At 61.2% G+C, this 26,577-nt stretch carries 18 protein-coding genes and 3 pseudogenes; 10 read left to right on the top strand and 11 right to left on the bottom strand.

Features of this window, described 5'->3' with window-relative positions; translation table 11 throughout:
- The gene (locus ACO07W_RS20225; protein ID WP_421845394.1) at positions 1 to 1,821 is read right to left on the bottom strand and encodes an NAD(P)-binding domain-containing protein; all 1,821 of its coding nucleotides are present in this window, start codon (positions 1,819 to 1,821) and stop codon (positions 1 to 3) included.
- Positions 1,822 to 1,977: 156 nt separating this feature from the next.
- On the opposite strand from ACO07W_RS20225, the gene ACO07W_RS20220 reads away from it, so the two are divergent.
- Positions 1,978 to 2,607 (top strand): hypothetical protein, encoded by a 630-nt coding sequence (locus ACO07W_RS20220; protein WP_421845393.1) that lies wholly within the window; start codon positions 1,978 to 1,980, stop codon positions 2,605 to 2,607.
- 61 nt (positions 2,608 to 2,668) lie between these two features.
- On the opposite strand, the gene ACO07W_RS20215 is transcribed toward ACO07W_RS20220, so the two are convergent.
- The 4 genes from ACO07W_RS20215 to ACO07W_RS20200 form a co-directional block, all read right to left on the bottom strand.
- Positions 2,669 to 3,574, bottom strand: coding sequence for an alpha/beta fold hydrolase (locus ACO07W_RS20215; RefSeq protein WP_421845392.1), 906 nt, complete (start codon positions 3,572 to 3,574; stop codon positions 2,669 to 2,671).
- A 117-nt stretch (positions 3,575 to 3,691) separates the two neighbouring features.
- Complete coding sequence (locus ACO07W_RS20210; RefSeq protein ID WP_421845391.1) at positions 3,692 to 4,465, bottom strand: glucose 1-dehydrogenase; 774 nt, start codon at positions 4,463 to 4,465, stop codon at positions 3,692 to 3,694.
- A 290-nt stretch (positions 4,466 to 4,755) separates the two neighbouring features.
- Entirely contained in the window at positions 4,756 to 5,232 is a 477-nt protein-coding gene (locus ACO07W_RS20205) for a nuclear transport factor 2 family protein (RefSeq protein ID WP_421845390.1), read from the bottom strand.
- A gap of 117 nt (positions 5,233 to 5,349) precedes the next feature.
- On the bottom strand, positions 5,350 to 6,873 hold the full coding sequence (locus ACO07W_RS20200; protein ID WP_421845389.1) for a flavin-containing monooxygenase: 1,524 nt from the start codon (positions 6,871 to 6,873) through the stop codon (positions 5,350 to 5,352).
- Positions 6,874 to 7,313: 440 nt separating this feature from the next.
- Here ACO07W_RS20200 and ACO07W_RS20195 point away from each other — a divergent pair, with 440 nt between their 5' ends.
- The 3 genes from ACO07W_RS20195 to ACO07W_RS20185 all read left to right on the top strand — a co-directional run bounded on the left by ACO07W_RS20195 (position 7,314) and on the right by ACO07W_RS20185 (position 10,980).
- Positions 7,314 to 9,065, top strand: coding sequence for a DUF3556 domain-containing protein (locus ACO07W_RS20195; RefSeq protein ID WP_421845388.1), 1,752 nt, complete (start codon positions 7,314 to 7,316; stop codon positions 9,063 to 9,065).
- 264 nt (positions 9,066 to 9,329) lie between these two features.
- Positions 9,330 to 10,229 (top strand): metal-dependent hydrolase, encoded by a 900-nt coding sequence (locus ACO07W_RS20190; protein WP_421845387.1) that lies wholly within the window; start codon positions 9,330 to 9,332, stop codon positions 10,227 to 10,229.
- An 88-nt stretch (positions 10,230 to 10,317) separates the two neighbouring features.
- Entirely contained in the window at positions 10,318 to 10,980 is a 663-nt protein-coding gene (locus ACO07W_RS20185) for a TetR/AcrR family transcriptional regulator (RefSeq protein WP_421845386.1), read from the top strand.
- Between the two features lie 52 nt (positions 10,981 to 11,032).
- Here ACO07W_RS20185 and ACO07W_RS20180 read toward each other — a convergent pair whose 3' ends face one another.
- The 3 genes and pseudogenes from ACO07W_RS20180 to ACO07W_RS20170 all read right to left on the bottom strand — a co-directional run.
- The gene (locus ACO07W_RS20180; RefSeq protein WP_421845385.1) at positions 11,033 to 12,088 is read right to left on the bottom strand and encodes a carbon-nitrogen hydrolase family protein; all 1,056 of its coding nucleotides are present in this window, start codon (positions 12,086 to 12,088) and stop codon (positions 11,033 to 11,035) included.
- Positions 12,089 to 12,360: 272 nt separating this feature from the next.
- A complete protein-coding gene (locus ACO07W_RS20175; protein ID WP_421845384.1) occupies positions 12,361 to 13,266 on the bottom strand; it encodes a dihydrodipicolinate synthase family protein in 906 nt (301 codons plus the stop codon).
- A 24-nt stretch (positions 13,267 to 13,290) separates the two neighbouring features.
- Positions 13,291 to 13,707 (bottom strand): annotated as a pseudogene (locus ACO07W_RS20170) (class II aldolase/adducin family protein); the annotation flags it as partial.
- Positions 13,708 to 13,795: 88 nt separating this feature from the next.
- Between ACO07W_RS20170 and ACO07W_RS20165 the strand changes: the two are divergent.
- Together ACO07W_RS20165 and ACO07W_RS20160 are read left to right on the top strand one after the other, a co-directional pair.
- Positions 13,796 to 15,133, top strand: coding sequence for an IS256 family transposase (locus ACO07W_RS20165; protein WP_421840121.1), 1,338 nt, complete (start codon positions 13,796 to 13,798; stop codon positions 15,131 to 15,133).
- Between the two features lie 49 nt (positions 15,134 to 15,182).
- Positions 15,183 to 15,989, top strand: coding sequence for an SDR family NAD(P)-dependent oxidoreductase (locus ACO07W_RS20160; RefSeq protein WP_421839996.1), 807 nt, complete (start codon positions 15,183 to 15,185; stop codon positions 15,987 to 15,989).
- A 135-nt stretch (positions 15,990 to 16,124) separates the two neighbouring features.
- Here the strand turns inward: ACO07W_RS20160 and ACO07W_RS20155 are convergent.
- A pseudogene (locus ACO07W_RS20155) lies at positions 16,125 to 16,508 on the bottom strand (class II aldolase/adducin family protein); the annotation flags it as partial.
- 88 nt (positions 16,509 to 16,596) lie between these two features.
- On the opposite strand from ACO07W_RS20155, the gene ACO07W_RS20150 reads away from it, so the two are divergent.
- Together ACO07W_RS20150 and ACO07W_RS20145 are read left to right on the top strand one after the other, a co-directional pair.
- Complete coding sequence (locus ACO07W_RS20150) at positions 16,597 to 17,130, top strand: helix-turn-helix domain-containing protein (protein ID WP_421845383.1); 534 nt, start codon at positions 16,597 to 16,599, stop codon at positions 17,128 to 17,130.
- Between the two features lie 646 nt (positions 17,131 to 17,776).
- Positions 17,777 to 22,003, top strand: coding sequence for a TIR domain-containing protein (locus ACO07W_RS20145; protein ID WP_421845382.1), 4,227 nt, complete (start codon positions 17,777 to 17,779; stop codon positions 22,001 to 22,003).
- Positions 22,004 to 22,067: 64 nt separating this feature from the next.
- Here the strand turns inward: ACO07W_RS20145 and ACO07W_RS20140 are convergent, their stop codons facing one another.
- Together ACO07W_RS20140 and ACO07W_RS20135 are read right to left on the bottom strand one after the other, a co-directional pair.
- Positions 22,068 to 22,682, bottom strand: a complete 615-nt coding sequence (locus ACO07W_RS20140) for a cutinase family protein (RefSeq protein ID WP_421846136.1) — start codon at positions 22,680 to 22,682, stop codon at positions 22,068 to 22,070.
- A gap of 738 nt (positions 22,683 to 23,420) precedes the next feature.
- Positions 23,421 to 24,389, bottom strand: a complete 969-nt coding sequence (locus ACO07W_RS20135) for a DUF4231 domain-containing protein (RefSeq protein WP_421845381.1) — start codon at positions 24,387 to 24,389, stop codon at positions 23,421 to 23,423.
- 267 nt (positions 24,390 to 24,656) lie between these two features.
- Between ACO07W_RS20135 and ACO07W_RS20130 the strand changes: the two genes are divergently transcribed.
- Together ACO07W_RS20130 and ACO07W_RS20125 are read left to right on the top strand one after the other, a co-directional pair.
- Complete coding sequence (locus ACO07W_RS20130) at positions 24,657 to 25,931, top strand: IS256 family transposase (protein WP_421840071.1); 1,275 nt, start codon at positions 24,657 to 24,659, stop codon at positions 25,929 to 25,931.
- A 146-nt stretch (positions 25,932 to 26,077) separates the two neighbouring features.
- Positions 26,078 to 26,527 (top strand): annotated as a pseudogene (locus ACO07W_RS20125) (ThiF family adenylyltransferase); the annotation flags it as partial.
- Positions 26,528 to 26,577: the final 50 nt, after the last annotated feature.

The following is a 26,577-nucleotide window of genomic DNA, read 5'->3' as shown; positions in this document are numbered from 1 at the left end:
TCAGCTCAAATGATGAACCTCTTGCAGCCCGTACACCGGGGTCGGGATGCCCTCGTAGCGAGCCTTGAGCTGTAGCGCCAGGTACAGCGAATAGTGTCGTGCCTGGTAGAGATTGCCGCCGTGGAACCAGAGGTTCTCCTGCTGGGTTGGTTTCCACATGTTGCGCTGCTCGCCCTCCCACGGGCCGGGATCCTTCGCCGTATCACTGCCGAGGCCCCACACCTTGCCGACCTTGTCGGCCACGTCCTGGCTGATCAGATCGGCCGCCCAGCCGTTCATCGAGCCGAACCCGGTCGCGTACACGATGAGGTCGGCCGGCAGTTCGGTACTGTCGGTTAGGACCAGCGAGTCCTCGGTGAGGTGATCGACCTGCCCATGCGCGAGTTTGATCTTGCCCTCAGCCACCAGATCGGATGCGCCCACATCGATGTAGTAGCCCGAACCGCGGCGCAGGTACTTCATTGCCAGACCAGAGCCGTCGTCGCCCCAGTCCAGCTCAAATCCCGCAGACTCCAGCCGTTCGTAGAAGTCCTTGTCGCGTTCTCGGATTGCGTCGTATATCGGGATTTGCACCTCGTGCATGATCCGATACGGCACAGAGGCCGTCGTGAGGTCGGCCTTCTCGGTGGTGATTCCGGCCGCGAGAGCGCGCTCTGAGTACAGATCGCCGAAGCCCAGATCCATTAGCGAATCCGACTTCACCACATGGGTGGACGAGCGCTGCACCATCGTCACGTCGACCCCGTTTTCGTAGAGTGCTTGGCAGATGTCGTGTGCGGAGTTGTTCGACCCGACCACGACCGCTCTTTGTCCCACGTAGCGGTCGGCCCCAGGATGAGCGCTGGAGTGGTGTTGATCGCCAGCGAACACGTCCTGACCGTTCAGTTTCGGAACGTTCGGTTTTCCCGCCATCCCCGTTGCCAGGACCAGGTGCGACGGATACAAGATCATCCGTTCCCCGCTATGGTCGACCTCCACCGCCCATCGCTGTCCGTCGTAGGACGCCGCCATGCAGGTGGTGTTCGACCAGTACGGGACCTCCATGACTTTGGTGTAGAACTCCAGCCAGTCGCCGATCTTGTCCTTAGGTGAGAACACTGGCCAATTTTGTGGGAAAGGTAGATACGGCAGGTGGTCGTACCATACGGGGTCGTGTAGGTACAGCGACTTGTATCGATTGCGCCACTGGTCGCCAGGACGCTCGTGGCGATCTATTACCAGCGACGGCACCCTGAGCTGGCGCAGCCGAGCCCCGAGCGCGATGCCGCCCTGGCCGCCGCCGACCACGAGGACATAGGGCTGAACCGTGTGGCCCAACGCGGCAGACTCCGCGGCGCGTTTCTCGGCCCACGACCTCGGGTCGGGGTTGCCGCCATGCACGGCACCCAGTTCGCGTGACGGCCCGGTTCGCTCTTCGTGCCCTTTAAGTTCCTGCAGCGCCGTCAGCAGCGTCCACGCCCGGTCGGCATCGGCGTCGGTTTGCAGCCGCAGGTGCCCGACGCCCCGGCCGACCGCAGTTTCGAATTCGATGAATGCGGTGAGCACATCGCCGTCGACAGTCGGGGTCTCGCGGGTCTGGAAACCGGACGGGGCGGTGTCAGCTAGCCGCGCATTCAACATGCCGGCGATCTGATCGCGGCCCTCAAGGGTCTTGATGTTCCAGCTGAACGCGATCAGATCGCGCCAGTAGCTATTCGGAGCGAACTTCGCAGCTATTCGATCAATATCGCGTACCGACAGCGCCGCCTCGAAGTCTGAGAGCCAGGCGTCGACCCGCTCTTGTGGGGAAAGCGCAGCTCTGGGTTCATGGTTCTGGGCCATGTCGCCATTGCACACCATGGCGCGCGGCTGCGGCAACCGTGGTGAGATCACTTACCGCAGAGACGGTCTCGCTTGCGCAGTCTTTGGCACGAAACAATGCGGCTATGGGGTGTGCGATGATCGCGGTCAACCGCTAGCGAGCATAAGAGAGGCATCGTGACCGACTCCGCCAGAGATGCACTGGAGCATCTGCGCGACATCAGTCAGTTTCAGTGGTACATCATTCCTCTGTTTGTTCTGGTTCTTTATGTCTACGCGGTTGAAGTCGAGCGACGAAACTGGAATGTGCTCTTCGCGGGACTGGCTTTCTGGGGCATGGATTGGTTCAACGAAATCTGGAATGCGCTGGTCTTTTATGGCACTGGCCGTGCCCCGGTGTGGGGCGCACCCGGGCATTCCGCCTACCAGATCCTTATCGGCCTCAATATCGAGATCTCGTTAATGTTCGCTGTGTTAGGGATTGTCGCGGCGAAGTTGTTGCCCGCTGATCCGGGTATGCGCATCCTGGGCGTCCCGAATCGATGGCTGTTCGCGGTGGTCAACGCATGGCTGGCAGTGGGCGTCGAAATCGGTCTGCATCACGCAGGCGTACTGACCTGGGATTACCCGTGGTGGCAGGCGTCGATGCCAGTGTTGATCTTCCTGGCCGGGTATCTGCCGTTCTTCGCGGTGTCGTTCTGGGTGCACGACATGCCGCGGGTACGTTCGAAGGCTGTCGTGACCGGTTGTATCTTTGGCGTGGACGCGGTGGGTTTGATCGTATTCGGGTTATTGGGGTGGATATGAGCTGCACTGGGCCCGTGAACATGTCACTAGACCCAAGCCCAGCCGTTGTGCGGTAGCCGGCTCAGGGTGATGAGGGGCTGCCAAGGTAGTCGATGATGTGCCGGTTCACTACCTCAGGCTGTTCAACAAGCAGGAAGTGGCCCGCATTGGCGACCGTCTCGGCTTGGCTGCCTGCCGGGAGAACATCGAGCACCTTCGCAGCAAAGTCGATCTGCAATGCACGGTCCTGCTCGCCGTGAAGGCAGAGCATCGGCCCCAGCGGCGTAGCGGTGCTGTACCGCTGCATCGTCGCATACCGTCGACTACAACGGTTGGGTCTGGTGAGTGCGCGATAGTAGGAGAGCATCGCTTGTCGATGTGCGGCGTTGGGAATGGCGTTCAGCGCGTTGGACACCTCGATCTTCGTGTCATAGCCCGGTGCCCAGTCGCGCCACAGCTTGGGAATCATCTTGTGCAGCAACTGTTCGGGTATACCAGGCAGCTGGATGAACGAGATGTACCAACTGAGCTTTAGCTGCCTGAGCAGCACCCCAGCGTTGCGGGGCAGGCTACGCCCCACCCGATTCATGGCTGGAAACGGTGGAACCGACAGCGACACAACCTTGGAAAATGGGTTCATTGGGTAGGCAGCGATTGCGTTACTGGTCACCGCTCCCCAGTCGTGTCCAATCAGCACTGCGTTCTTCGCCCGAAGATGTTCGTGGATCGCCAGCGCGTCGTACATCAATGCCCCGATGTGGTAATCCCGATCCGGCGGGATGTCCGAGGGTGCGTAGCCGCGGGTGAAGGGGGCAACCACCCGGTAGCCCAGCGAGGCGAGCTCAGGGCCCAAGTAACGCCAGCACCATGCGGTATCAGGAAAGCCATGCAGGCACAGCGCCAGCACACCATCGCTAGGGCCCCACGCCAGGGCGCTAAGCCGCAGGTGCGGCAGCTGTAACGTCAGCGCCGCTGGCGCAACCTCCATACCGGTCCATCCTTTCTGACTGACGGCCACGATGCTGCTCGGCGCGAAGCCGCCCGCCTTGCCGTTGTGCGAAGAGTTCTGTCGATCGCGCGGTTGATTTTCGGGGGTGGCAGCACGTCATCCGGTACCGGCGTGGTTCAGTTCGAAGAGATCGTCGCGATGTGCCAAGCCCGCAGCCACGCCACCATCGACGACGAACTCCGAGCCGGTGGAGTAGGCGGAGTCGTCGCTCGCCAAATACACGACCATCTTTGAGACCTCCATCGGGTCACCGGCCCGCCGCATGGGGATGTTGAACACATCTTCGGGAAAGCCATCGATCATTGGGGTACGGATCAAACCGGGGTGCACCGAATTCACCCGAATATTCCGCGACGCCAACTCCAGTGCCGCGCACTTGGTCAAACCGCGCACTCCCCATTTCGATGCCACATACCCGACGGCACCAGGGCTGCCATTGAGACCGTCGATAGACGAGATATTGATGATCGAGCCGCCGCCCGTAGCGTCCATCGCTTTGATAACAGCACGCATGCCGAGGAACACGCCGGTCAGGTTTATTTCGATGATTCGGTGCCATTCAGCGATATCGAAGTCTTCCAGTGGGCCATAGTTCAGGATTCCCGCATTGTTGATCAATACGTCGAGCCGGCCAAACCGTTCTACCGTCGAAACGACCGCTCCTTCCCAGTCACCTGGGTCGGTGACATCGAGGTGTACGTACAGCGCAGACTCATTGAGCTCCGCAGTCAGCGCCGCACCTTCATCGTCGAGCACATCACCCGCGACAACCATCGCCCCTTCATCCGCTAGGGCCCGCATATGCGCAGCGCCCATCCCCCGCGCACCCCCACTGATCAGCGCAACCTTCCCCGCCAGTCGTCCTGCCACGCTCACATCCCCTCTCGGTAGACATAATCTAAAAAACGTCTAGTCAATGAAATTAGCACGATCCGACGCCGCATCGCCAGCGGTTCGAAGATCTGGTGCTGCTCGACTCGGCTGGCGCGCAGTGCACGGCTCAGCTTGTGCGAACTTCCCACTCGCGGGTGGTCTCATAGCGACACTCCTCGGGCATGGCCGGCCGACTACCGCTGAGCACGCCGAAGTATGTCGCATGCCAGCCCAGCAACACCGAGAGCCAGGGGTGGCACCCTTGAAGGCAGCCCACCGGTCAGAACTCACTCGTGCTCGCCAACCAAGAAAGGGCTGACTTTTCCTGTGGCGTCGTAGATCCAGGACATGTCGGCGGAGCTCATGCTTTCTATCCAGGTCGGCGGCGCATGATTGGCGATCGCGGCGAAGTCCCAGTAGTCCTTCCACAGAGCGATTTTGCCGTCAATGACCTTGTGCACCGAAACAAAGTTCAGCAACGCGGTTTCCCCGGATTCCCATGTCCAACGCTCGGAATGTTCATACATGACGTCGTCTTTGTCGGACAGCATCACACCGGGGAACCCTGTGTAGCCGGCCAGCGGCTCAAGGGCTACCTTCAGGCGTTTCACGATGTCGTCGGGTCCACGGGCAGCCAGAGTTGGGCCAGTCGGCATGTCGAGGTAGACGCAGTCCACAGATAGATGCTGTTTGACCAAGTTCCAGTTCCGGGCACAGACGGTCTCCCACAGAGCAGCGACAACAGCTTTGGGATCGGCTGTCATACCTTCACCGGTTTCCACTGATTGTCGTGAACACGGGCTGGTTTGACGATTCTTGTTGGCAGGAAGCTGCCGGCGTGCAGCCCCGGCTTTATCCTCATGAACTCAGCACCGGACGTGTCAAGATTCGCTCCTCTCACGCATGGCTTGTGGGATGTGCGGGCGGTCGTCGACTCTGCCGAACACCATGCACTCGTCGATCCGATTGAGCCGGAAGGCCAGCATGTCGAGCAGGAAATTCTGGCGCACCTGCCACGGTTCGCGATCTCCGGACTTCGGTAACACGTTGGGCGAACGCAACACGTACCCGGAGCGGAGGTCGAAGGCGGGTCTCGTGGCCATGGCATCGGCGTTTTCGAGATGCGGGTAGGCGTGGGTGTACCGGTGTGAATCCATGTAAGCCAACAACTTTGCGACGTAGCGGGCTGTTGTGTCCGCGCGCAATGTCCACGACACATTGGTGTAGCCGATACACCAGGCCAGGTTCGGTACATCGTTGAGCAGGTGTGTTTTGTAGCTCCAATGCTCGTGCGGTTTGATCTGTTGATCGCCGATGCTGACCTTCACCGCGCCCAGTAGCTCTAGCTGAAATCCGGTTGCGGTGACGATCACGTCGGCGTCGAGGTGCGTACCGGAACGCAGTACTATTCCGCTGGCATCGAGGCGCTCGATATGGTCGGTGACCACGTTGAGGCGGCCTTGCCGGATCGTGGTGTAAAGATCGCCATCCAGCGAGACGCACACGCGTTGATCCCACGGGTCATACTTCGGGTTGAAGTGAGTGTCGACGTCGAAGTGGGCGGGAAGTTGGGCCTTGGCGAGCCGACGGACCCACCGCCGGGTCAACTTCGGCGCTTTCCGGGCAAAAGCAAACGTCGAAGTCCCCAAGGCTACGTTCCACCATCGCACCACGGCGTGCGCGGCCCGGGAGGGCAGCGCCGCGCGGATCGCGTTGTTTATCGAGTTGTGCTCCCGCTGCGACACGACATAGCCCGGTGATCGCTGCAACAAAGTCACGTCGCCGGCCGTCTCGGTCAAGGTTGGGATCATGCTGACCGCGGTTGCGCCGTTACCGACCACTACTACCCGCTTGCCGCTATAGTCGAATCCCTCCGGCCAGTGCTGCGGGTGAATGATTGTCCCGCAGAATGATTCAGCACCTGGCAGATTCGGTGTGTACGGTCGGTCGTAGCTGTAATATCCGGTGCCGAAGAAAATGAACCGGCACCGGTAGTGACGGTCTCGGCCATCGCGGCGGGCGGTGACGGTCCAGGTATCGCAGGTCCAATCCCAGTTCGCGGCCAGCATCGTGGTGTCGAACTCGATGTGACGGTCGATTCCGTGTTCGTGTGCGCTATCGGCGATATAGGCGCGAATGTCGCTGCCGCGCGCGATGGTTTCTGATCGTGTCCACGGCCGCCACGGAAAGCTCAAGGTAAAGATATCGCTGTCAGATCGCACACCCGGGTACTGAAACAGGTCCCATGTGCCTCCTACGCGTGCGCGGCGCTCCAAGATTGTGTAGCTCAGGTCTGGGTTCTGTTCTTGAATCCGGTATGCCGCCCCAATGCCGGACAGCCCGGCGCCGACGATCAGCACGTCGGAGTAGGCATAGGAGTTGGCCGACTGGTTGGTGATGGTCACGCGGTCTCCTTATCGGTGCGCGGCAGAGCCGGGTTCGCTTCGTGCCAGATCCGGTAGGCGGCTCATCTGTCCCAGGTCTGGGCGCATGCCCGATAGCTGGGCAACTCGACAGCAATCGCGTCGGCGTCGTTGGTCGGCATGCCTCTCTTCCCGAACCTGACTAGACACATTCCACAAGCGTCTAGTCAATCACTACAGCACGGCGGTAGCCTGGCGCAACCCGGCCACAAGGCCGAGCCAAGCTCCGGCGCAGTGGTGACATTTGTGATGTCGAAGCCGGGTGACTGTGCTACGGTCGCCGATGGCTAACCAAAAATAGGAATATGTCTAGTCTCGGCTGGTGGTGGTCTTCGTGCTGAGACTGGGGCATGGGCACCGGCTGGCGCCCCACGTTCACGACGTCGCACGGCGACGACGAGTAACAACTGCCGGAGGATCTTATGGGTTTTCTCGAACAAGACAGCCCCGCCGTCGACTACCGGCAGTGGAGCACCGGCACTCGGGCTCAGAAAATCCGGCCCATGGCGCGGCATTGGGCCGAGGTCGGCTTCGGCACTCCAGTTGTGATGCATCTGTTCTACGTCGTCAAGATCGCTCTCTACATCCTTGGCGGTTGGCTTATCGCCCTGCGCACGAGTGGCATTGATGGCTTTACCGACGTTGCCCGCTGGTACGCCGAGCCAATCGTTTTTGAAAAGGTCGTGCTCTACACCATGCTGTTCGAAGTCATCGGGCTAGGCTGCGGCTTCGGTCCGCTGAACAACAGATTCCTACCGCCCATGGGTTCGATCCTGTATTGGTTGCGCCCTAGAACGATTCGACTTCCGCCATGGCCGAGCCGTGTCCCGGTGACTACTGGTACCAGTCGCACCCGCCTCGACTGCGCTCTCTACGCCATGTTGCTCGTTGTTCTGATGTTTGCGATCTTCTCAGACGGCACCGGTGCAGCGCCGGGCTTGCACACCACGGTCGGCGTGCTGCCGATCTGGCAGATCTGGACCGTCCTTGGGTTGTTGGCGCTGCTAGGGCTGCGCGACAAGGTGATCTTTCTCGCCGCCCGAGGCGAGGTGTATGGCGCACTAACCGCCACGTTTCTATTTACCTCGTACAGCGGGGTTGACATGATCGTGGCGGCGAAAATCATCTTCCTGATCATCTGGCTGGGTGCGGCGATCTCAAAGATTAACCAGCACTTCCCGTTCGTCATGGCGACGATGATGAGCAACAATCCCGTGCTTCGTCCTCGCTGGATCAAACGAAAGTTCTTCAAAGACTTCCCCGACGATCTGCGCCCGGGACGCTGGGCACGCATTCTCGCTCACATCAGCACGTTCGTGGAGCTGGCCGTGCCGCTTTTGCTGTTCTTCGCTCACGGAGGCTGGCTCACCACGATCGCTGCGTTCGTCATGATCTGCTTCCATTTCGGCATCCTGTCGGCGATTCCGATGGGCGTGCCGCTGGAGTGGAACGTATTCATGATGTTCGGCGTCGTAGCGCTGTTCGTCGGGCACGCGAATCTTGGACTAGCCGACGTGGAAAATCCCGTTCCGGTGGCGATCCTGTTCGCCGCGAGCGCCGGAACCGTCGTGTTGGGAAACATATCTCCGCCTAAGGTTTCTTTCCTGCCCGGCATGCGGTATTACGCCGGCAACTGGGACATCTCAATGTGGTGCGTCACGGCCTCGGCCGAGGAGAAAATCGAGAGCAATATCGTCTCGATCGCGAGCATGCCGCCCGCTCAAACCGAAAAGCTTTTTGGTGACAAAGAAACCGCAGAACTCTATCTCTACATGGGATACGCCTTCCGCGCGTTCAACACCCACGGTCGAGCGCTGTTCACCTTGGCCCATCGCGCCATGGCAGGCAACGACGAGGGCGCATACACCCTGATCGACGGAGAGCGCATCGTATCTACGGCCGTCGGCTGGAACTTCGGCGACGGACACATGAGCAACGAACAACTCATCGACGCGTTGCAGCAGCGGTGCCACTTCGAGCCCGCGGAGGTGCGGGTGGTGCTGCTCGACGCACAACCCATTCATCGACAACGCCAGCAGTATCGACTCGTTGATGCCGCCACGGGTGAGTTTGAGCGAGGTGAGGTGCTCGTCAACGATCTGGTTACTCGTCAACCGTGGGACGACGACATCCCGATTTATCCCGCCAGGTCCAGCGCGAAGCCACGTGCATAACTAGGCAAAGCCTCGACCGACGAAGCCTCGAATCGAGGTCCTCGGTAGTCAAGTATCGCGCCGATTACCCGCGTTGACGCACCGCAGTCTTGGCCATACACTTTTACTATACGTATGGCCGTTTGCCCGCTTGGCATTCTCAACGGATCAACTGCTACGTATCTGCTTATTTGACAGACGTTTTGGGAAACTCGCAGACGAGCCGGACCGACCTTGGTTCAGGAAGGCAGGGCGACGATCATGGCAGCTATCCAGGTCCGACGAGTGCGGTTCAAATTCGCCAGTGACGATGTTCCGTTTAACTGGCAACCTGAGCGTCCGGGTTTCGGGATGATCTGCAACCTGATCTCGTTCTTTGCGCCCGGCTTCGAGAAATTTATCGTCGATTCCACACGCGAGGCGATTCCCTTGATGCGCAAGGCCGCTCACGTCGAGGAAGCCGATGCCTACCTACGTCAAGAGGCTCAGCACTCGGCTGCGCATGTCAACCATATTCGCGCCTTGGTGCGCCGCTGGCCGGGATTGCGAGACGTGGAAGCCTCGATAACCGCCTCGTACAAGCACCTCACGGCCACCAAACCGCTAGCCTGGCGGCTGGCTTACCCGGCCGTGGTCGAAGCCACGTTCACGCCATACTTCAAAGTGTTTCTCGACCACGAGGACGAATTCTTTCGTCCCGGCGACGAAGAAGTAGCATCACTATTCCTCTGGCACTTCGTCGAGGAAATCGAACACCGGAGTTCGGCGCAGATCGTTTACAACGCCGTTCACGGCAGCTTCCCCTATCGCGTGAAAGTCATCGGCGATGTCTTCCACCACATGAGCACAATTCTGTCGATCGTCTCCACAGGTTTCCAACAGCATGTCCCTGCCCGGGACGGCGGACACTACGGACGCCTGTTGCCTAATGGCCTGTCGCCACACGCAATTCGACACGCGCGCAAAGCGCACCGCAAACTACCGGGGCATCTGAGGTCGACCTATGACGGTGTCCCCCGGCGAGAGCTGGTGCAGATGCTCGCGGGCTTAGTCCGCTGCCAAGGGCCCAACCATGACCCTGCCGAAGAGAACGTGCCCGCATTCGCCGACCACTGGTTCCAAAAATTCAATGACGATCCCTCGATCGCGCCGCGCTGGTACTCGGTGGGCGCAGGTAAAAAATGACGCGGACATGACACCGCGGGCATAGCATGGTGAGTACATCGTTATAGCCTGAGCCGACGAACGTTGTCTACGCTCCTGGAAGGTCGCGATGCGCACCCACGGTTGGTCTGGCGACACGCCAGTTAGTGACGAAGAGGCCATCCAACGCATTCTGGATGCTGCGCGACGGGCTATCGACCAGCGCGGCGAAGCGATGCGCATCGCCGATATCGCCAACGAACTCGGCGTGACCCGGCAAACCGTGTATCGGTACTTCCCAAGCACCAAAGCATTGCTCCTGCACACCGCTATTCAAGAAGCTGGTCCCTACCTGGACAATCTGGCCATCCACCTGCAGGGAATCCACGATCCAGCTGAAGCTGTGGTTGAAGCGATAGCCCACACCTTGGAGCAGCTACCCAAAGAAAAATACCTCGGCTTGCTCATCACGCCTGGCCGAGCGGGCGCGAATTCGGAGGGAATGACCTCAGAGGCAGCGTTCGTGTTCGGCAAATCAATCATCGAGCGCTACGACCTGGATTGGGCAGCGGCGGGCTTCGACGACAAAGCGCTCGATGGGCTCGTCGAATTCACCCTGCGCGTGACCCAATCATTTGTTCTTGACCCCGGCCGGCCACCGCGACAGGGCCAAGACTTGCGCGACTTCCTGCGTGAGTGGGTAGCACCGGCCGTGAGGTCGCGCGCGGTAGCGTCTTCGGAACAGCCGAAGAAGCCGGCCACATCGCGGCGCAAAAACTCCGGCAAGCGATAGTCAACAGCTCGGGCGCAGCCGGGGGCATGTGGGCTGGGTTTGGCGCGTGGGTCTAGGCTTGGTCGGCCGGCGGCGCTGAATTGGGCCTTTTCGGGGTAGATTTCGCGTTCACCGATTTCGGTCCACTGCGCTGCGCTGCTGATAGACCACGGGTGCGCCCCTTACGGCGATAATAAGATTTGGCGCACAGATTCTGGTGGTGCCAAATAAGCCGGACGAGAATAGGCAAATCCGGGATCCAGAAACGATTGGGTATCGGCTGAGTGGCTTTTTTTGCCTTCAATGAGATCTCGGCGGTCACAACACCGGGACCTTCGAATGCCTGGCGTTGGGCAAGCACATGCCCTTGCGCGTCCACAATTTGCGTGCAGCCAACAAAATCGGTGTCGTAGGGAATCGCGGCATCTATGCCAGGCAAGACGAGATAGCCTGAACGGAAGCTCCCGCAGTGCGAAGCCTGGATAACCGGCACGCCCAGGCATCGCGCCAGTTCGGCTGGCGCGTTCTCGGACATGTATCGATTGTATTGACTGGACGGCGCGAATAGTCGTTGAATCAACGATCCCCAATTGCTCGGACCGGTCCACCAATGCGTGCCCGTCATCACGACATTGACGTTGCTGGCCAGGCGACGAGGGGTTTGGCTGCGAATCAACTCCCAGCACACTGCGGCCCCTACACCGCCGATGCTGGTTTCGAACAGTCCGTCGTCGTGGCCGGTCCCGTAAAAGGCGTTCTCCCAGAGTGTGGGCATATCCTTGTCATGACTGTGCAAGCTGCCGTCGGGCTCGGCGAAGTAATAGCGATTATAGATTTCGCCGTCATCCGCAACCAGCATGGAACCACCGATCCAACATTCGTGAGCCTGAGACAGGCGCAATAGCATGTGCACTGCTTCGTTGTCGGTCGATAGCACAGCCTCATGAACTCGTTGGTCGAAGACAATCCGTGATGTGAAGAACTCAGGCAATGCGATCAGACGAGCACCTTTTCGCACTGCTTCAAGGCACAGCTCCTCCGCGTTTTGCAGATTCGTGGCCACGTCGCCTACTTCGGACGCGAGTTGAATTGCAGCCGCAACAATGGTTTCGGGTTGCTTGTTCCGCATGTTTCTCCTCGTCACTTCCGTAATCGAAAGTAGTTTAGTACCGCAACCACAGATTGCGGTTGCTGGTGTTTGCGTCGCCGGTCGCTCATCCCTTTGTGTACATGCGTCGCTTAGGAAGGCCCTCGCGTTTCGAATTGCGCGGGCTTTGTAGAGCCCGGGTATCGTGCAACAACATCAGGCATCGACCCCACAGGTCATGCTCTTCTCGTTGTCGACTCCAGGCTGGCCGGCGGCAGTGGTCAGTGTGTCGAGTACAAGTGTTGTGTCGATGGTTATCCCGGATCCTGGATGTGGGCCAGTATTGCTTGCAGTTGGGTACGTCCGTTGTCGTCGAGAGGTAGCAGCGGGGCGCGTGGATCCCCGACGTCACGCCCGAGAAGAGACAGCCCGGCCTTCACGGTGGTCGGTAGGCCACCTTCGACGATGAACCGCAGCAGTGGAGCGAGAATGTTGTAGATCTGCTGTGCGCGTGCCTGGTCACCACAAACTGCGGCCTCATAGAGATCGATGCAGGGCTGCGGGCACAGGTTGGCGGCGGCTGTGCACCATCCGTTGGCTCCCTCGATCAATGCGTCCAGCACGAGCGGATTGCTGCCGTTGTAGAACGGCAATGCGCCGCCAGAAAGTTCCTTGATGCGCTGCATCCGCTGTATGTCACCAGTGGACTCTTTGACCATGGTGAGGTTGTCAATATTTGTGAACATCTCGACGAGTAGTTCCGGTGGCATGTCGATCCCGCTGGTTGCGGGGTTGTTGTAGGCCATGATCGGCAGGTCGACAGCGGCGGCGACCGCGGCGTAGTGCTGTCTAATCTCTCGGTCTGACAGTTTCCAATAGGAGACCGGCAAGATCATCACCGCATCAGCCCCGGCGCGCTGTGCGCGGCGGGCACGGCGAATGGTGTTGGCAGTGGTTAAGTCGGAGGCCCCGACGACGACCGGGACTCGGCCATCGACGACGTCGGCGACGATATCGGCGACGGTGTCGAACTCGGTCTCACTGAGGTAGGCGGATTCCCCCGTGCTACCGAGTGGGGCGATGGCGTGCGCTCCGGTGACGACGAGCCGTTCGACCAGTGCCGCGAGCGTGTCAATGTCGATCCCCGCACCGTCGGCGGTGAAGGGGGTAATTGGGTAGGCGATGATGCCTTCGATCGGCGGCGGGTAGGAATTCGGCACGTGAATGTCCATGTGGTCGGGGAATTACAGGGCGAAGACGTCGGGGTGACGGGTGAGAGCGCGACGGGCATAGTAGGCGAAATTGGCCGTGCTCCGCTTGGGGGTGAGAGTCCAGTCGTGTGCTTCGCGGGCGAGCCGGTCAGGCAGCGGCTTGATGGTGCCGGCAGCCATAGCGGTCAGTTGCAGTCTCGCTCCGCGTTCGATGAGCATCGCCAGCGAACAGGCTTCCTCGACGCTGGTCGCTGCGGTGACCTGGCCATGGTGGGCAAGCAGGATCGCCTTCTTGTCGCCCAGAGCGGCTGAGATGATCTCCCCCTCTTCGTTGCCGACAGGAACGCCCGGCCAATCGGGCAGCAAGGCGCAGTCGTCGTAGAGCGGCGCGATGTCCATTTGGGAGACAGCTAAGGGTAGTTGGAGCATGGATAACGCCGCCACGTGGAAGGTCGTGTCCGGGATCCGGTGTAAATAGGGAGCACGCGCGTAGGTTCCGCTTCACGACCTGCAAGTCTGCGAAGAAGGAGTCACGCCCGTGCCTGTCCGCGTATCAGCGACCGACCGTATCCGCACCAAAATCGACGCCCTGTTCGCCGAGGATCGGGAACTGCCTGAAATCCTTGAAGAAATCGCCCGCCTCGGCGCCCAGCTACTGATGCAGGCGGCCCTGGAGGCTGAGGTCACCGAGTTCCTCGGTCGTGAACGCTACCAACGTACCGCCGCCTGTGCCGACGCTAACGGCGGTTCGCGCAACGGATATCGGCCGGTGACCATCAAGACCACCACAGGTGCGGTCACCTTGGAGCGGCCGAAACTGCGTGGCACCATGCAAGCGTTCGCCTCTCGGCTGTTCGGTAAGCATGTGACGAAAACCAACGCCCTGGAAACGCTGGTGATCGCCTCGTTCATCCGCGGCCTGTCCGTCCGGGATGTCAAGGCCACCCTCGCTGAAGCGCTCGGCGATCAGGCGGCGATCTCCAAGTCCGCGGTTTCGGAAGTCTGTAAGGCGATCCGGGCCGAATACCAGGCGTGGGCTCGTCGCCCACTCGGTGAGATCGCTCTGGACTACCTGTTTTTGGACGCCAGTTTCTTTCGGATGCATCCCGGGTCGCCGGCCGAGCCTGTGCTCGCCGCCTGGGGCGTCACCACCGAGGGCAAACCCGTGTTCGTCGGATTGTCACCCGGGACCGGAGAGTCCACCGACGCGTGGTCCGACTTCCTGACCGACCTGCGCGAACGCGGTCTTGCCACTCCGCTGCTGATCGTCTCTGACGGCGCCAAGGGACTGATCGCAGCCATCGAACAAATCTACCCAAAAGCGTTGCGCCAGAGATGTCTTATTCATCGCCTTCGCAACGTGCTTGCGAAGATCCCCACCGGGATGCAAGTCGAGGTCCGTGACGGATACTGGGCGATTTTTGATACCACCGGCCTGGGTATCGAGCCGGGACCGCAGCTGGTTGAGATCGTCGACAAGCGGATCGAGGCGTTCGCCGCTAAATACTCCGACCTCTACCCGGCGGCTATGCGGATCCTGCTCACCGACAAAGCAGGGCTGACCGCCTATCTGCGGTTTCCGGTTGAACACCATGGCCGCGTTCGGCACTCAAATTTCATTGAGCGCTCCTTTGGAGAAACTAAGCGACGGACCAAGGTCATTGGCCGATTCCCCGGCGAGACCAGCGCCATCAGCCTGGTGTGGGCCGTGCTCGACCGCGCCTCGGCCGGTTGGCGCGGCCTCACCATGACACCGGTCGGCACCCGACTGCTGCAAGACCTACGCCGATCCCTGCTCGACTCACCCCGCCAACTGCGACCGCCTCAAAGTCAAGCACCTACCGGCCAGGCAGATCCCGTCTCCGCCACGGCGTAGCGAGGCGCACGCACGCGTGACGACGCCCACCCGGTCCCAGTAAGGGGAGGTGAGGGAAACCGTTTGCCACGGCGGCGTGGCCGTGGTCGATAGCCTGCACAATGTGGATCTGAATGGGATGACAGCGGTGGTGACCGGCGCAGCTAGTGGCATCGGGCGCGCGTTGGCGCATGCACTGGCCGACCGTGGAGCCAACCTCGTGCTCGCCGACATCGACACCGTCACATTGAGCGAAGTTTCGCAGTCACTGGGGGCACAAGCGGTTCCCACTGACGTTGCCATGCCGGATGCGGTCGAATCGCTCGCTGAAGCCGCCGGCGACGCCCGGGTCGTGTGCCTGAACGCCGGAATCACCGGTAGGAGCTTTGGTGCTCCGTGGGAAGTGGCCGCTCCTGACTGGAACAGGGTGTTCGCGGTCAACGTCGGTGGCGTTGTCAACGGCTTGCGTGCGTTCGTACCCAGACTGCTGGCCGCGAACCAGCCCGCGCACATCCTGATCACCGGCTCATTGGCTGGGGTGCTGACCTTTCCCAGCGGCGGCGCTTACGGACCCTCCAAGCACGCCGTCGTGGCCGTGGCCGAACACACCGCGCTGGCACTGGCCGACACGCCGATCGGCGTGAGCATGATCTGCCCCGCCCTGGTCTCGACAGGCATGTCCACCGACGGCATCGACCCCGCCGAGGTCGCTGCACAGGCGCTGGCCACTATCGACCGCGGAATCTTCGCTGCGGTCCCACCCGACTGGCAGCGCACCCTCATCACCGCGGCATCGCGTCGCGCCACTGGTCAGCGTCCCGAATCGCCTGCGGTCGCCACCTCGACCACGCAGAAACAACCACCAGCGCCCTCATAGCCCAAACATCGCCGGCGCACGAACCACGACCGGCCCGTACAACCCCCAACCCGCGAATCGACCTGCCGCCGAACCAGACGCCCGTATGCTAACAGCGGAGCGAAACTGGCCCTGCCTTTTACACCGGCATCTGGACGCAGCCGAGTGGAATGGATGGGTATGCACGATGCAGTTGACGTCGGGCCGCGCACGATAGATCCAGGAGTGGAAGCGATTGGCGGGGTTAGCCATTCCTGCACCGTGAAGGACATTGAGATCTTCGTCGACGAGGAGCAGATTGGCATCGGTGATCTCGTCGAAACCCAGCCCCAGCTGCTGCGTGTAGTAGGTGCCCGGCGCTTCGGCGCGAGCGGTGATTTGCCCAGCGAGTCCAGAATCGTGACCGGCGTCGAACAACACCCGGCAAGTCAGCGCCAGCTTCTGCCGCAGCGTCAGCTCGGAGTCGACGACATTCCTAGCGAGGTCGTCTAATGCTCTGCGCATCAAGTTGCTCTTGGTGTCACGCAATGTACTGGCCACGTCGATTGCTCCTCAACGGAAAATTCGATGACAATCAATACACTATAGGACACATTGTGTCATATCGTCAATCGAGTACACTCGCGGTGTGAGTGGGTTACTGCGTACGGTACGGCAGCAACGCGGCCTGACGCTCGAGCAATTGGCGGCCGGGACCAGGTTGACCAAGAGCTACCTGTCCAAGGTGGAGCGTGGCCAGAGCGTTCCCTCGATCGCCGCGGCGATGAAGATATCTCATGCACTTGATGTTGATGTCGCACAACTGTTTTCCACCGATCCGGCCGCCGGCAAGCTCGCCGTCGAGAGATCGGCACAGCGTAGCGGCGACAAACACCACGCGGTGGCGTCTGAGATGTTAGGCAAGGCCATGTCGCCGTTCCTCGTGCGCCCAGGGCGACGGTTCAGCGCTCATGCACACGTCAACCATCCCGGCCAGGAATTCCTCTTCGTCCACGCAGGCGATGTTGAGCTGAGTTATGACGGCGAGATCATCGCCTTGCACACCGGTGACTGCGCCTACATTGACGCCTCTCTACCGCACATGTTGCGGCAAGCTGCAGGCCCACCAGCCGAGGTCGTTGTGGTCACCTACAACCAGCCCGGTGCGGCAGCACATTGCTAGTGCCTAGCAAGGCCCGAGGGTTGTCGCCATCGCGGCCGGGTGTAAGGCATCGATTACGGCGCCGGCCGCGAACGTGTTCAACCACATATAGCCAGTCCCCCGCCACGAGGCGGCGGAGCGGCCTTTTGTTGATCTGCTGAAGCCATCGGGTCGTTCGCGCCTAGCGCGAACGCTGCTATTAGCGGTCACGCTTGAGAAGACCCGGCATTGCACCGGTGACCGGTAAGCGCAGGTCCGACGCTCGGCCGTGACAACGAGCTATCGTGACGGCAATCAAGCGCGCCGCGACGCATAAAAGAAGTTTGCCGAAGCGAATCCCTGATTAGCTAAGACCGGCCTCATCGCGGAATCTGGTTCGGCGAGATTATTGACCGCAAAATCAGTATTTATCGTATGCGTCAACTTGTCGAATGCTTGTTGTGGGCTGTGCCGACTCGGTAGTCTTACCCTGAGGCAGTCGGGTTCCGCTTATGGCAATGGTGTTCGTTACTCATTCCCGCGCCGACATTGATTGGGCGCAAGGAACACACAGCTGGCTACCGGCACAGTTTTGCTGGCAGCCATCGTCAGGCCGCGTATCCGGTCGACCGTATATCAGGGCATGCCATGCAACTGAAGTCAGAGTGCGTCGGCGAGGTGATGATCGATGACGCGGGTGTTCTTGAGTTATTCCAGCAGGAACGATCGGCAAGCGGTCGCGGTGCGGCAATGGCTGATTGAGCAGGATCGAGGGCTGGACAGCGAGATCTTCTTGGATCGCGATCCGCGTACCGGGATTCGGCCGGGGCAACGATGGAAGCAGGCATTGGTGCAGGCCAATGACCGCTGTGAAGCCGTGATATGTCTGGTGTCGCGGCATTGGGAGAATTCCCATGAATGCAAATCCGAGTTCCGGCACGCCGAAAATCAGAACAAGCCGATTTTGGTTGCCCGGCTCGAAGAGATGACCAGCCGCGAGATCACCTCCGAGTGGCAGCGTTGCGACCTGTTCGGCGCCGGCGCGACCACAGCGATCAGCATTGACTCGGGGGAGCCGGTGGTTTTGGCCACCGATGGTCTGGAGCGGTTGCTGGATGGACTGCGCGGCCTCGGGATTGGAGCCGAGCATTTCCGGTGGCCACCCGACGACGACCCGCAGCGTGACCCATACCGGGGGTGGGAGCCTTTGGAAGAGGCCGATGCCGCAGTGTTTTTCGGCCGTGACGCCCAAATTGTGCGCGGCATGGACGCGCTGCGCGGTATCCGTTCGTGGGGGGTGGGCTCGATTCTGGCGATCCTGGGTCCCTCCGGGTGTGGTAAGTCGTCATTTCTGCGGGCTGGTTTGTTGCCGAGGGTACGGCGCGACGACCGGCAATTCGTGCCGATGGATATCGTGCGCCCAGAGCGCTCCGTGCTCACCGGCGAGAGGGGCTTGGCCCAGTCGATTTATCGGCTGCGGAACGGAATGGGTTTGGCCTCTCCGCTTTTAGGGGAAATCAAAAAGGCCTGCCAGGCCTCCGACGCCGAGCGGCTAAGAGCTTGGCTTCGCGAGGCCCGCGATGCGGCCCGCAATCGGCTGATTGATCGCCGTGCCGATAATCCGGCGCCGACATTGGTGCTGCCGCTCGATCAGGGCGAGGAACTGTTCAGCGCGGATGCCGGAGACCAGGCCCCCCGTTTTCTGAACATTCTGGCGGACTTGCTTAACCCTGAGACGGGTACCACTCCAGAACTGATCGTAGCGCTGACTATCCGAGCCGATCGCTACGAGCCGCTGCAGACCGCAAAGCCGCTCGCGAGTATCCGCAGCGTAGTGTTCGACGATCTCAAACCCATGCCGGCTGCCGGCTACGCCGAAGTGATTACCGGCCCCGCGCGGCGCAGCAGCGACGCCGGCCGGCGGTTACGGGTCGATCCCGAGTTGGTGGAACGGCTACTCGCCGACTCGGCTGACAGTGCAGATGCATTGCCGCTGCTGGCTTTGACGCTGCGACGGCTCTACGACGACTACGGCGCCGGCGGTGAGCTCAGCGCCGCCGACTACCAGGCTATTGGCGGGCTGGAGGAGGTGGTGCAGACAGTGGTGGACAGTGCTCTGGCAAGAGATGCCGAGCAGCATGAGCGACAGCTTCAGATCCTGCGCGAGGCCTTTATCCCATGGCTGGCCACCATTAACCACGACAACGACCAGCCTATGCGCCGGCGGGCCAACTGGAGCGACCTGCCAGAAGCCAGCCACTCTCTGATCGATGCGTTGGTGGAGAAAAGGCTTCTCGTCAAGGACACACATGGCGGCCAGACTGTCGTCGAGGTGGCGTTGGAGAGCTTGCTGCGGCAATGGCACGAACTGGCCGGATGGCTGCGTGAACAAGGCCAGGATCTTAAAGCCGCCGACAACCTCGTCCGCGACGCCAAAGACTGGCGGGCAAAGGCCCACGATCCGGCCTGGTTGCTGAACGGAACCCGGCTCGCCGATGCCGAATGCCTGGCCGAAAAACCCGGCTTCCGTGACCAGCTGAAGGAGTCCCGTGACTTCCTAGATGCCTCGCGGGAGCGGGAAAACGCCGAGATTGAAGCCGAGGAACAACGGCTCCAAGCCGAACTTGAGGCGGCTCGCGACAAGCAGCGGATCGCCGAAGCACACTCGATTGAACTGCGGAAACGCTCCCGCAGGTTAGCCGGTGTTCTCGCCGGAACGGCCATACTCACCGTGGTGGCTGTCGTTTTAGCCGTGGTGGCCAAGGTTTCTCTGAACCGAGCCAAGGACGCCAGAGATGAAGCGATCGCGTCTCGACTCGTCACCGAAGCCGGCGACATACTCGAGCACAACAGAGGCGACGTTACTGCATTTCAGAAGCTCATCGCCGCAGACCATCTCGACTCCGATATCGCGCTTCCTGGACTGTTCAACGCGGTCAGCAAACGGCACACCACTGTCAAGATCATCGACGCTGGGGCACCGGTGCAAGCTGTGGCGTATAGCCCCGACGGGAAGATGCTGGCTAGCGTCGGCAACGATGGCGCGGTGCGGCTGTGGGACGCCGAGACCGGACAGCCTATCGGGGAGCCGCTGGACGCGCACGACGGTGTTGTGTGGGGCTTGACGTTCTATGGAGATCGGCTGGCCAGTGCTGGCCTTGACGGCAAGGTGCGCGTGTGGGATGTCGAAAATCGCCGACCTATCGGTGGTCCGTTGACCATCCCGGCGATTCAGCACGCGTACGGCGTCGCGTTTCGTTCCGACGGGGGCCGGTTGGCTACCGCCAGTGGCAAGGGTTTGCGAGTGTGGAATGCCAAGGGAGGCAACCCAATCGGTGAGGCGCGAAGCATCTCCCCCGACCCGGTTAGTGATGTGGCGTTTAGCCGCGACGGACGCCTGCTGGCCAGCGGCGGTGGCGGCCACGGCGTCCGGCTTTGGGAGGCCGAGAGCGGCCGACTTCTGCACGGGCCGTTGAGCAGCCGCGGCGGCCAAATCGGAGATTTGGTGTTTAGTCCGGACGGGAGCCGGTTGGCCAGCGGCAGCGACGCAGGTGTGCGGGTGTGGAACACCGAAGATGGACGTTCTATCGACGTTCCGCGGCCCCACACCGGCAAGGTTGAGGCGGTGGCGTTTAGCCGCGACGGGAATCGTCTGGCGAGCGCTGGCGACGATGGCACCGTGCGGGTGTGGGACTGGGACGCTCAGCGCGGCCAACCTCAAGGTGACCCCCAGACGATCTACACCGGCGAGGTGAACGCGGTGGCGTTTGGTCCCGATGGCAACAGATTGGCCACTGGCGGCCAGGACAAGACCGTTCGGGTGTGGAACACCGACCCCCGCCAATCCCGCGTCGCGCCACCTACCGTCCCTACTGGGGCGGTGAACGCGGTTGTGTTCAGCCCGGACGGGCAGTCCGTCATCAGCGGGGGCCAGCACGGCGTACAGGTATGGGACTGGGACGCCGAAAATGCCCAACCGACTGGTGCCCCGAAGACGCTCGGTACCGGCGCCGTGACCGCGATGGTGTTTAGTCCCGACGGGCAGCGGCTGGCCAGCGCCGACGCTCACGGTTTACGGATATGGGACTGGGACGCCGAAAATGCCCAACCGACTGGTGCCCCGAAGACGCTCGGTACCGGCGCCGTGACCGCGATGGTGTTTAGTGCCGACGGGCAGCGGCTGGCCAGCGCCGACTATGACGTCGTCGACGGGTCCCACGTCAACTCGGTGCGAATGTGGGATGTCAGGAGCGGTCAACCTATCGGTGACCCGATGGCCGGCCAAGCCGGCGAGGTGGACGCTTTGGCGTTTAGCCTTGATGGGCAGCGGCTGGCCAGCGCCGGCTGGAACGTCGTCGAAGGAGCCCACGCCAACACGGTCCGAGTGTGGGACGTTGCGAGCGGCCAGCTTGTCGGCACACCTCAGGCGGTCTCCGGCGGCCAAGTGCTCGATGTGGCTTTTAGTCCGGACGGGCGGCTCCTGGCGAATGCCCGGTACGACGGCGACGTGGAGGTATGGAACGTCGAGACCGGACAAGCCCAGACAGCTCCGCTGCGCGACCACAGCGACTCGGTTTACGGTGTGGCGTTTAGCTTCGACGGCCAGCTTCTCGCGACCGCCGGCGCCGACAACACGGTGCGAGTGTGGAACGCAATTAACGGTCAGCCCCTCGTTGATCCGGTGACTATCTCCACCGGTAAGCCGTACTCTTTGACCTTCAGTCCCAATGGACACCGACTGGCGGGCGCCGGCGATGGTGTGCAGGTGTGGAACATATCCGCAACGCCAGAGATGTTGTGCGACAAACTGACCAGCAACATGAGCCGCAACCAATGGCGAGTGTGGATTTCGAAAGACGTCAGCTACAAACTGCTGTGCCCAGGCCTACCAGCCGCAGCCGACCAGTCCAGCTGAGGACGCCTGGGACTGGCGGCCAGCGAACTGGAGCCATTCGCACAAATAGTGGTGAACACGCCGGTCACTGAGCTGGTGCAAGCCGACTGGCGGCAAACGCCGCAGCGTTGTTTGTCATCCCGTTCTGTACATATTCATGTGCTTCGTGAGCGCTCAGGCTTCGGCCGTCAGAGCAAATGAGATCGTTAGGAACGCACTGATCGATCGTCTTGGATAGGTACAGCGGGCCGATTGTCGGCAGCGGGCCGCCGCCGCCCAGCTTTCTGGCGATCTCACTCGAAGGATTCGCGAATACTGCAAGTGCGGCAACATGATCGGCCACATGGGGTGGAAGCTGAGTGGTGATCCGATCGATCACCACCGCGCCTTGAGAATATCCGCCAAGCACGATTTTGGTGTTGGGGCACTTCGCCACTGTGCTCTTGACGTGGTCAGCCGCATCATGGGCACCGGCCGCTGAGCTGTTGGAATAATCCGCGCTGGCCGGATAGCGGACCGGGTATACCTCCAACGATTGCCCTCCCGTCTGTGCGCGAAGGGAATCGACGAACGCTTGCCCGACCTCGCCAACACCTGCTGGCTCGGTCGTGCCGCGAGCGAATACGACTTCGATGTCCGGGCACGGTGCAGCCGTTGCGACGGGAACGCCGATGGTGAGGCTGAATAGCGCCCCCGCCATGAGCAACGCAACATTTAGTGTGTGGCCGACGTGGCCTGCGCTGAAATGTACATTGCGACCGTCTATTCGTGTTGTATGGCGCGGCGGCGACAATTTTGGTGAATCCGAATTTGATGATTTCGCCAAAGTTGGTGCGTTTGCTGTTGTTTCGGCGCCAGGGGTCGTGGTTTCTGGCCCGAGCGCTAGGACGGTTTTCGAGTACTGCATGACATGCTCCTATGCATCGATAACCTACTCGATGAATTGGTGTCGCTCTCCGATGACCGTGGGCTCCGGCTCGCATTCGACGTCAGGTAGGCCGCGTCAATCCTGCTGGCAGTGGTCGCCCTAGTTGCCTGGTAACGGGCCAGCTCGGCGCGTTCATTTGCGCCGGCCGTGCCGGCACAGCGAAGTGCTATCGACATCGCGGTCACCGTGCTGGCTCCTATCGCGACGATCGCCTTCAACATCGACTCGTGATTGTTGACACCGCACTAACAACCACATCCAATAATACTTGTCAGATCCTGTCTGGCAATGCTGATGACGCACCGCCTTCGGTTGGTTTGCAACAATTACCAACCCGCAATGATCGTGGTTGACGCAGTGACGAGATCTAACGAATTTTCCAGAACACAGCGTATGAATCCACCGATGGTGGAAGGCTTCTACACGCGTACTATCACCGATTAATCAGCTGATTTCTGCTTGGTGCTCTCCGGCTGCGGCGTACGTGAGTTCCGGGCGCGGCAGTTTCGGCTAACACCCGCGTTCAATACCGGCACCCCCGTCTTCTATAGGGCCTCCGTCATATTCCGACTTGGCGGCAGCGATATTGCGGGCCATCCATGATTGGTTCTGGATAGAAATCACGGCCTCGGTGGCCGCGACAAAATCGTCGTCGGCGGCCGCAGCCGCAGCCGGACTTGATGCGGGGCGACGATGATTGAGTTCGAGTCGCTCCAGCTCGGCATAGGTACGCGAATACTCCTGGGCAAGGGCTGCGTAGCGCTGGACCGCGCCATGCGCCGCGACCGTCGCTATGACCGTGGTGATCACCGGGGACCAGGCTGCAAACCCTTGGTGCCCGGAGACGGCGGTAGCGAGGGACAGCAGCAGCGCGAAGACAGCCAACGTCGACGCGGCATAACGGAATAACTCCGCGCGACACCGCATCCGCTCGCTTTGGGGCTTGTAGTAGCAAGCGATCTGCTGTTGAACCCGTTCGGTGACATAGCTAGCGACATTGTGCACGGGCGGAAGCGGGCGCGCCTCCGCCTTGATGCCGACCGTCAAGATCCGCAGATCGTCGGCATGGGCAAGCACGCGGTCCAGGTTTCGCCGGAAACGTTCCGCCCGGTCTTGCCCTCGGTAGGGCGTGACTCCGGCCAGGAACGTGTAGGTCTCGGCCTTGATCGCTTCGGCGACGGACCGGGTGCGCGTCCACGACTGGACGCGTTCGGGCTTTGTCGCCTGTTGCATTAGTGCAACGAGCCCTAACGAAAGCGTTGCCAAGGCCGCAAGACTGCGCTCGGCAATTGAGAACGCCGCTGCCCACTGGACTGCCGCCGTGGCCAGGAATGCGGCGAACACGGTGAGCCCCAATGACGTATAGCGGGCACGGAAAAGGTCATTTTTGGCTTTGGTCGCCGCCTGAGACCACTCGCTCTGCCTAGCCCACGCAAAAGCCAAGGAGGCGCCGACGGCTGGATCAGCGTCGATATCCATCTCAGGAGTTTACGACCTGGAAAAGGCATCAATACCGAGATTTCGTGTTGATTGCTGGCCCGTTGCGAGCTGTGCGTTGCGCATTCCCAAGCCTGACGTCCGCTTCGGATGTGTCACCCAGGCTGATAGAGCCCTGGCGTAGGTCGCGTCTCATCGCTGGTGTAAATGGTCACGGGCGTAGGTTCCGTCGCAACCGACGAAAGCTATGAAGGAGGGGCTACGCCCGTGACCAAGCGAGTATCGCCGATTGAGCGTGTGCGTGTTGAGATGGATCAGTTGTTCGCCGCGACCGAGCGGCCGTTGACCGAGATTTTGGAGGAGGTCGGGCGGTTATCGGTGCGTCTGGTGTTTCAGGTCGCCGTGGAGGCCGAGGTAGAAGCAGTGTTGGGCCGAGCCCGTCACCAGCGTCGGGTTCAGGACGGCCCGGGCGGGTACCGCAATGGGTATCAACCGCCGGCGACGGTGAAGACCACGATGGGCTCGGTCGAATTATGCCGCCCGAAACTACGCGACACCGACGAGCGGTTCTGTTCGCGGCTATTCGGTGCCGGGGTGACGCGCACCCACGCTCTGGAGGCGTTGGTGATTTCGGGATGGGTGCGCGGTTTGTCGGATCGCGACATCGAGGCCGCGTTGGCCGAGGTGCTGGGCTCGCAGGCGGCGTTGTCGCGCTCGACGGTGAGCCGGATTTGTGCGGCCATCAAAGACGAGTTCGCTGCGTGGTCGTCTCGACGCCTTGATGAGCTGGTGTTGGACTACCTGTTCTTGGATGCCTCGAACTTTCGGATGCATCCCAACGCCCCGGCCGAGCCGGTGCTGGCCGCCTGGGGCATCTGCACCGACGGCAAGCCCCTGTTTATTGGGCTGGCCCCAGCCGCAGCGGAGTCGGCTGATGCGTGGGCCGACTTCTTGGCTGACCTGAGGAACCGGGGACTACGCCCGCCGCTACTGGGCATCTCCGACGGGGCGCCGGGCCTGATCGCCGCATGGGAGACCACGTTTCCGGCAAGCCTGCGTCAGCGGTGTCTGATCCATCGCTGCCGTAACGTCATCGCCAAGACACCTGTCGCGGTCCAGGACGAGATCAAAGCCGCGTTCTGGTCGATCTTCGATGACATTGACCAGCCACCCGGCCAGCAGGCCGTGGATGAAGCCACCCGCCGCGCCGAGGAGTTCACCACCACATACCGCGGGCTCTACCCAGCCGCGGTCGCTTGCCTGGCCAACGACTTCGCCTCGCTGAGCGTGCATTTGCGCTTCCCCCGCCAACACTGGACACGCATCCGCCATTCCAACCTCATCGAACGCACCTTCGGAGAATCCCGTCGCCGGGTCAAGGTCATCGGCCGCCTACCCGGCGAAACCAGCTGTCTGTCGCTGGTATGGGCCGTCCTCGACCGCGCCAGCCGCGGCTGGCGCGGAGTCACCCAAACATCAGCGACCAGCCGCCACCTCCAAGAACTACGCCACCAACTGCTCGAGCCACCCCGCCCACTGCATCCCCCCACCACAACAACCACGACCGACACCACCGCCGCGTAACATGACCACCAGGAACATGCGCCCAGCGTTTTTACACCAGTCCTAAGACGCCACCCTGGCGTAGGCAGAAAAGAGCTGCCGTGTTGACGTGATGACTCTGTTGGCGTGACACATCGATGACTCCGTGGTTGCAATAGTCTGGCCCCGTGACTGAACACAACGCGGCCGAGCATGCGGCGCAGATCCTGAATCCTGAAGACTCCGGCGACAAAGCGGTGTTAGAGCGGCTACGGAGCGAGCCTTCCGTCGAGTTCTTAGACCGCCGTGAGTCTCAGTTCCTAGCGCTACGCGGTCTTCGGCCGGCGCCGGATGACGCTGTTTTGACAGAACCGTTCCGTTGGGCCTACTACCCGTGGCGGCGCGTCGTCGTTGCCGTGCTAGGTCCCCGCGGGTTTCGCGCCCTTCGACTGGATCGCAACCGGCACAACATAACCACCGACGAACAAGAACAGCTCAGTTCTTTGAGGATCGGCGTTGCTGGTCTCAGCGTTGGTCACGCTATCGCCCACACGTTGGCGCTACAGGGTTTGTGCGGCACACTTCGGCTGGCTGATTTCGATGACTTGGAACTGTCGAATTTGAACCGGGTGCCGGTGGCGTGTTCCCCGTGAATGAGTCCAGCTTGTTTTAGAGTCTCGTGGCCCTA

Source organism: Mycobacterium sp. (assembly GCF_965230835.1).
GTDB lineage: Bacteria > Actinomycetota > Actinomycetes > Mycobacteriales > Mycobacteriaceae > Mycobacterium.
The sequence above is the reverse complement of the archived record's forward strand: the minus strand, read 5'-3'. Positions and strand labels throughout refer to the sequence as shown.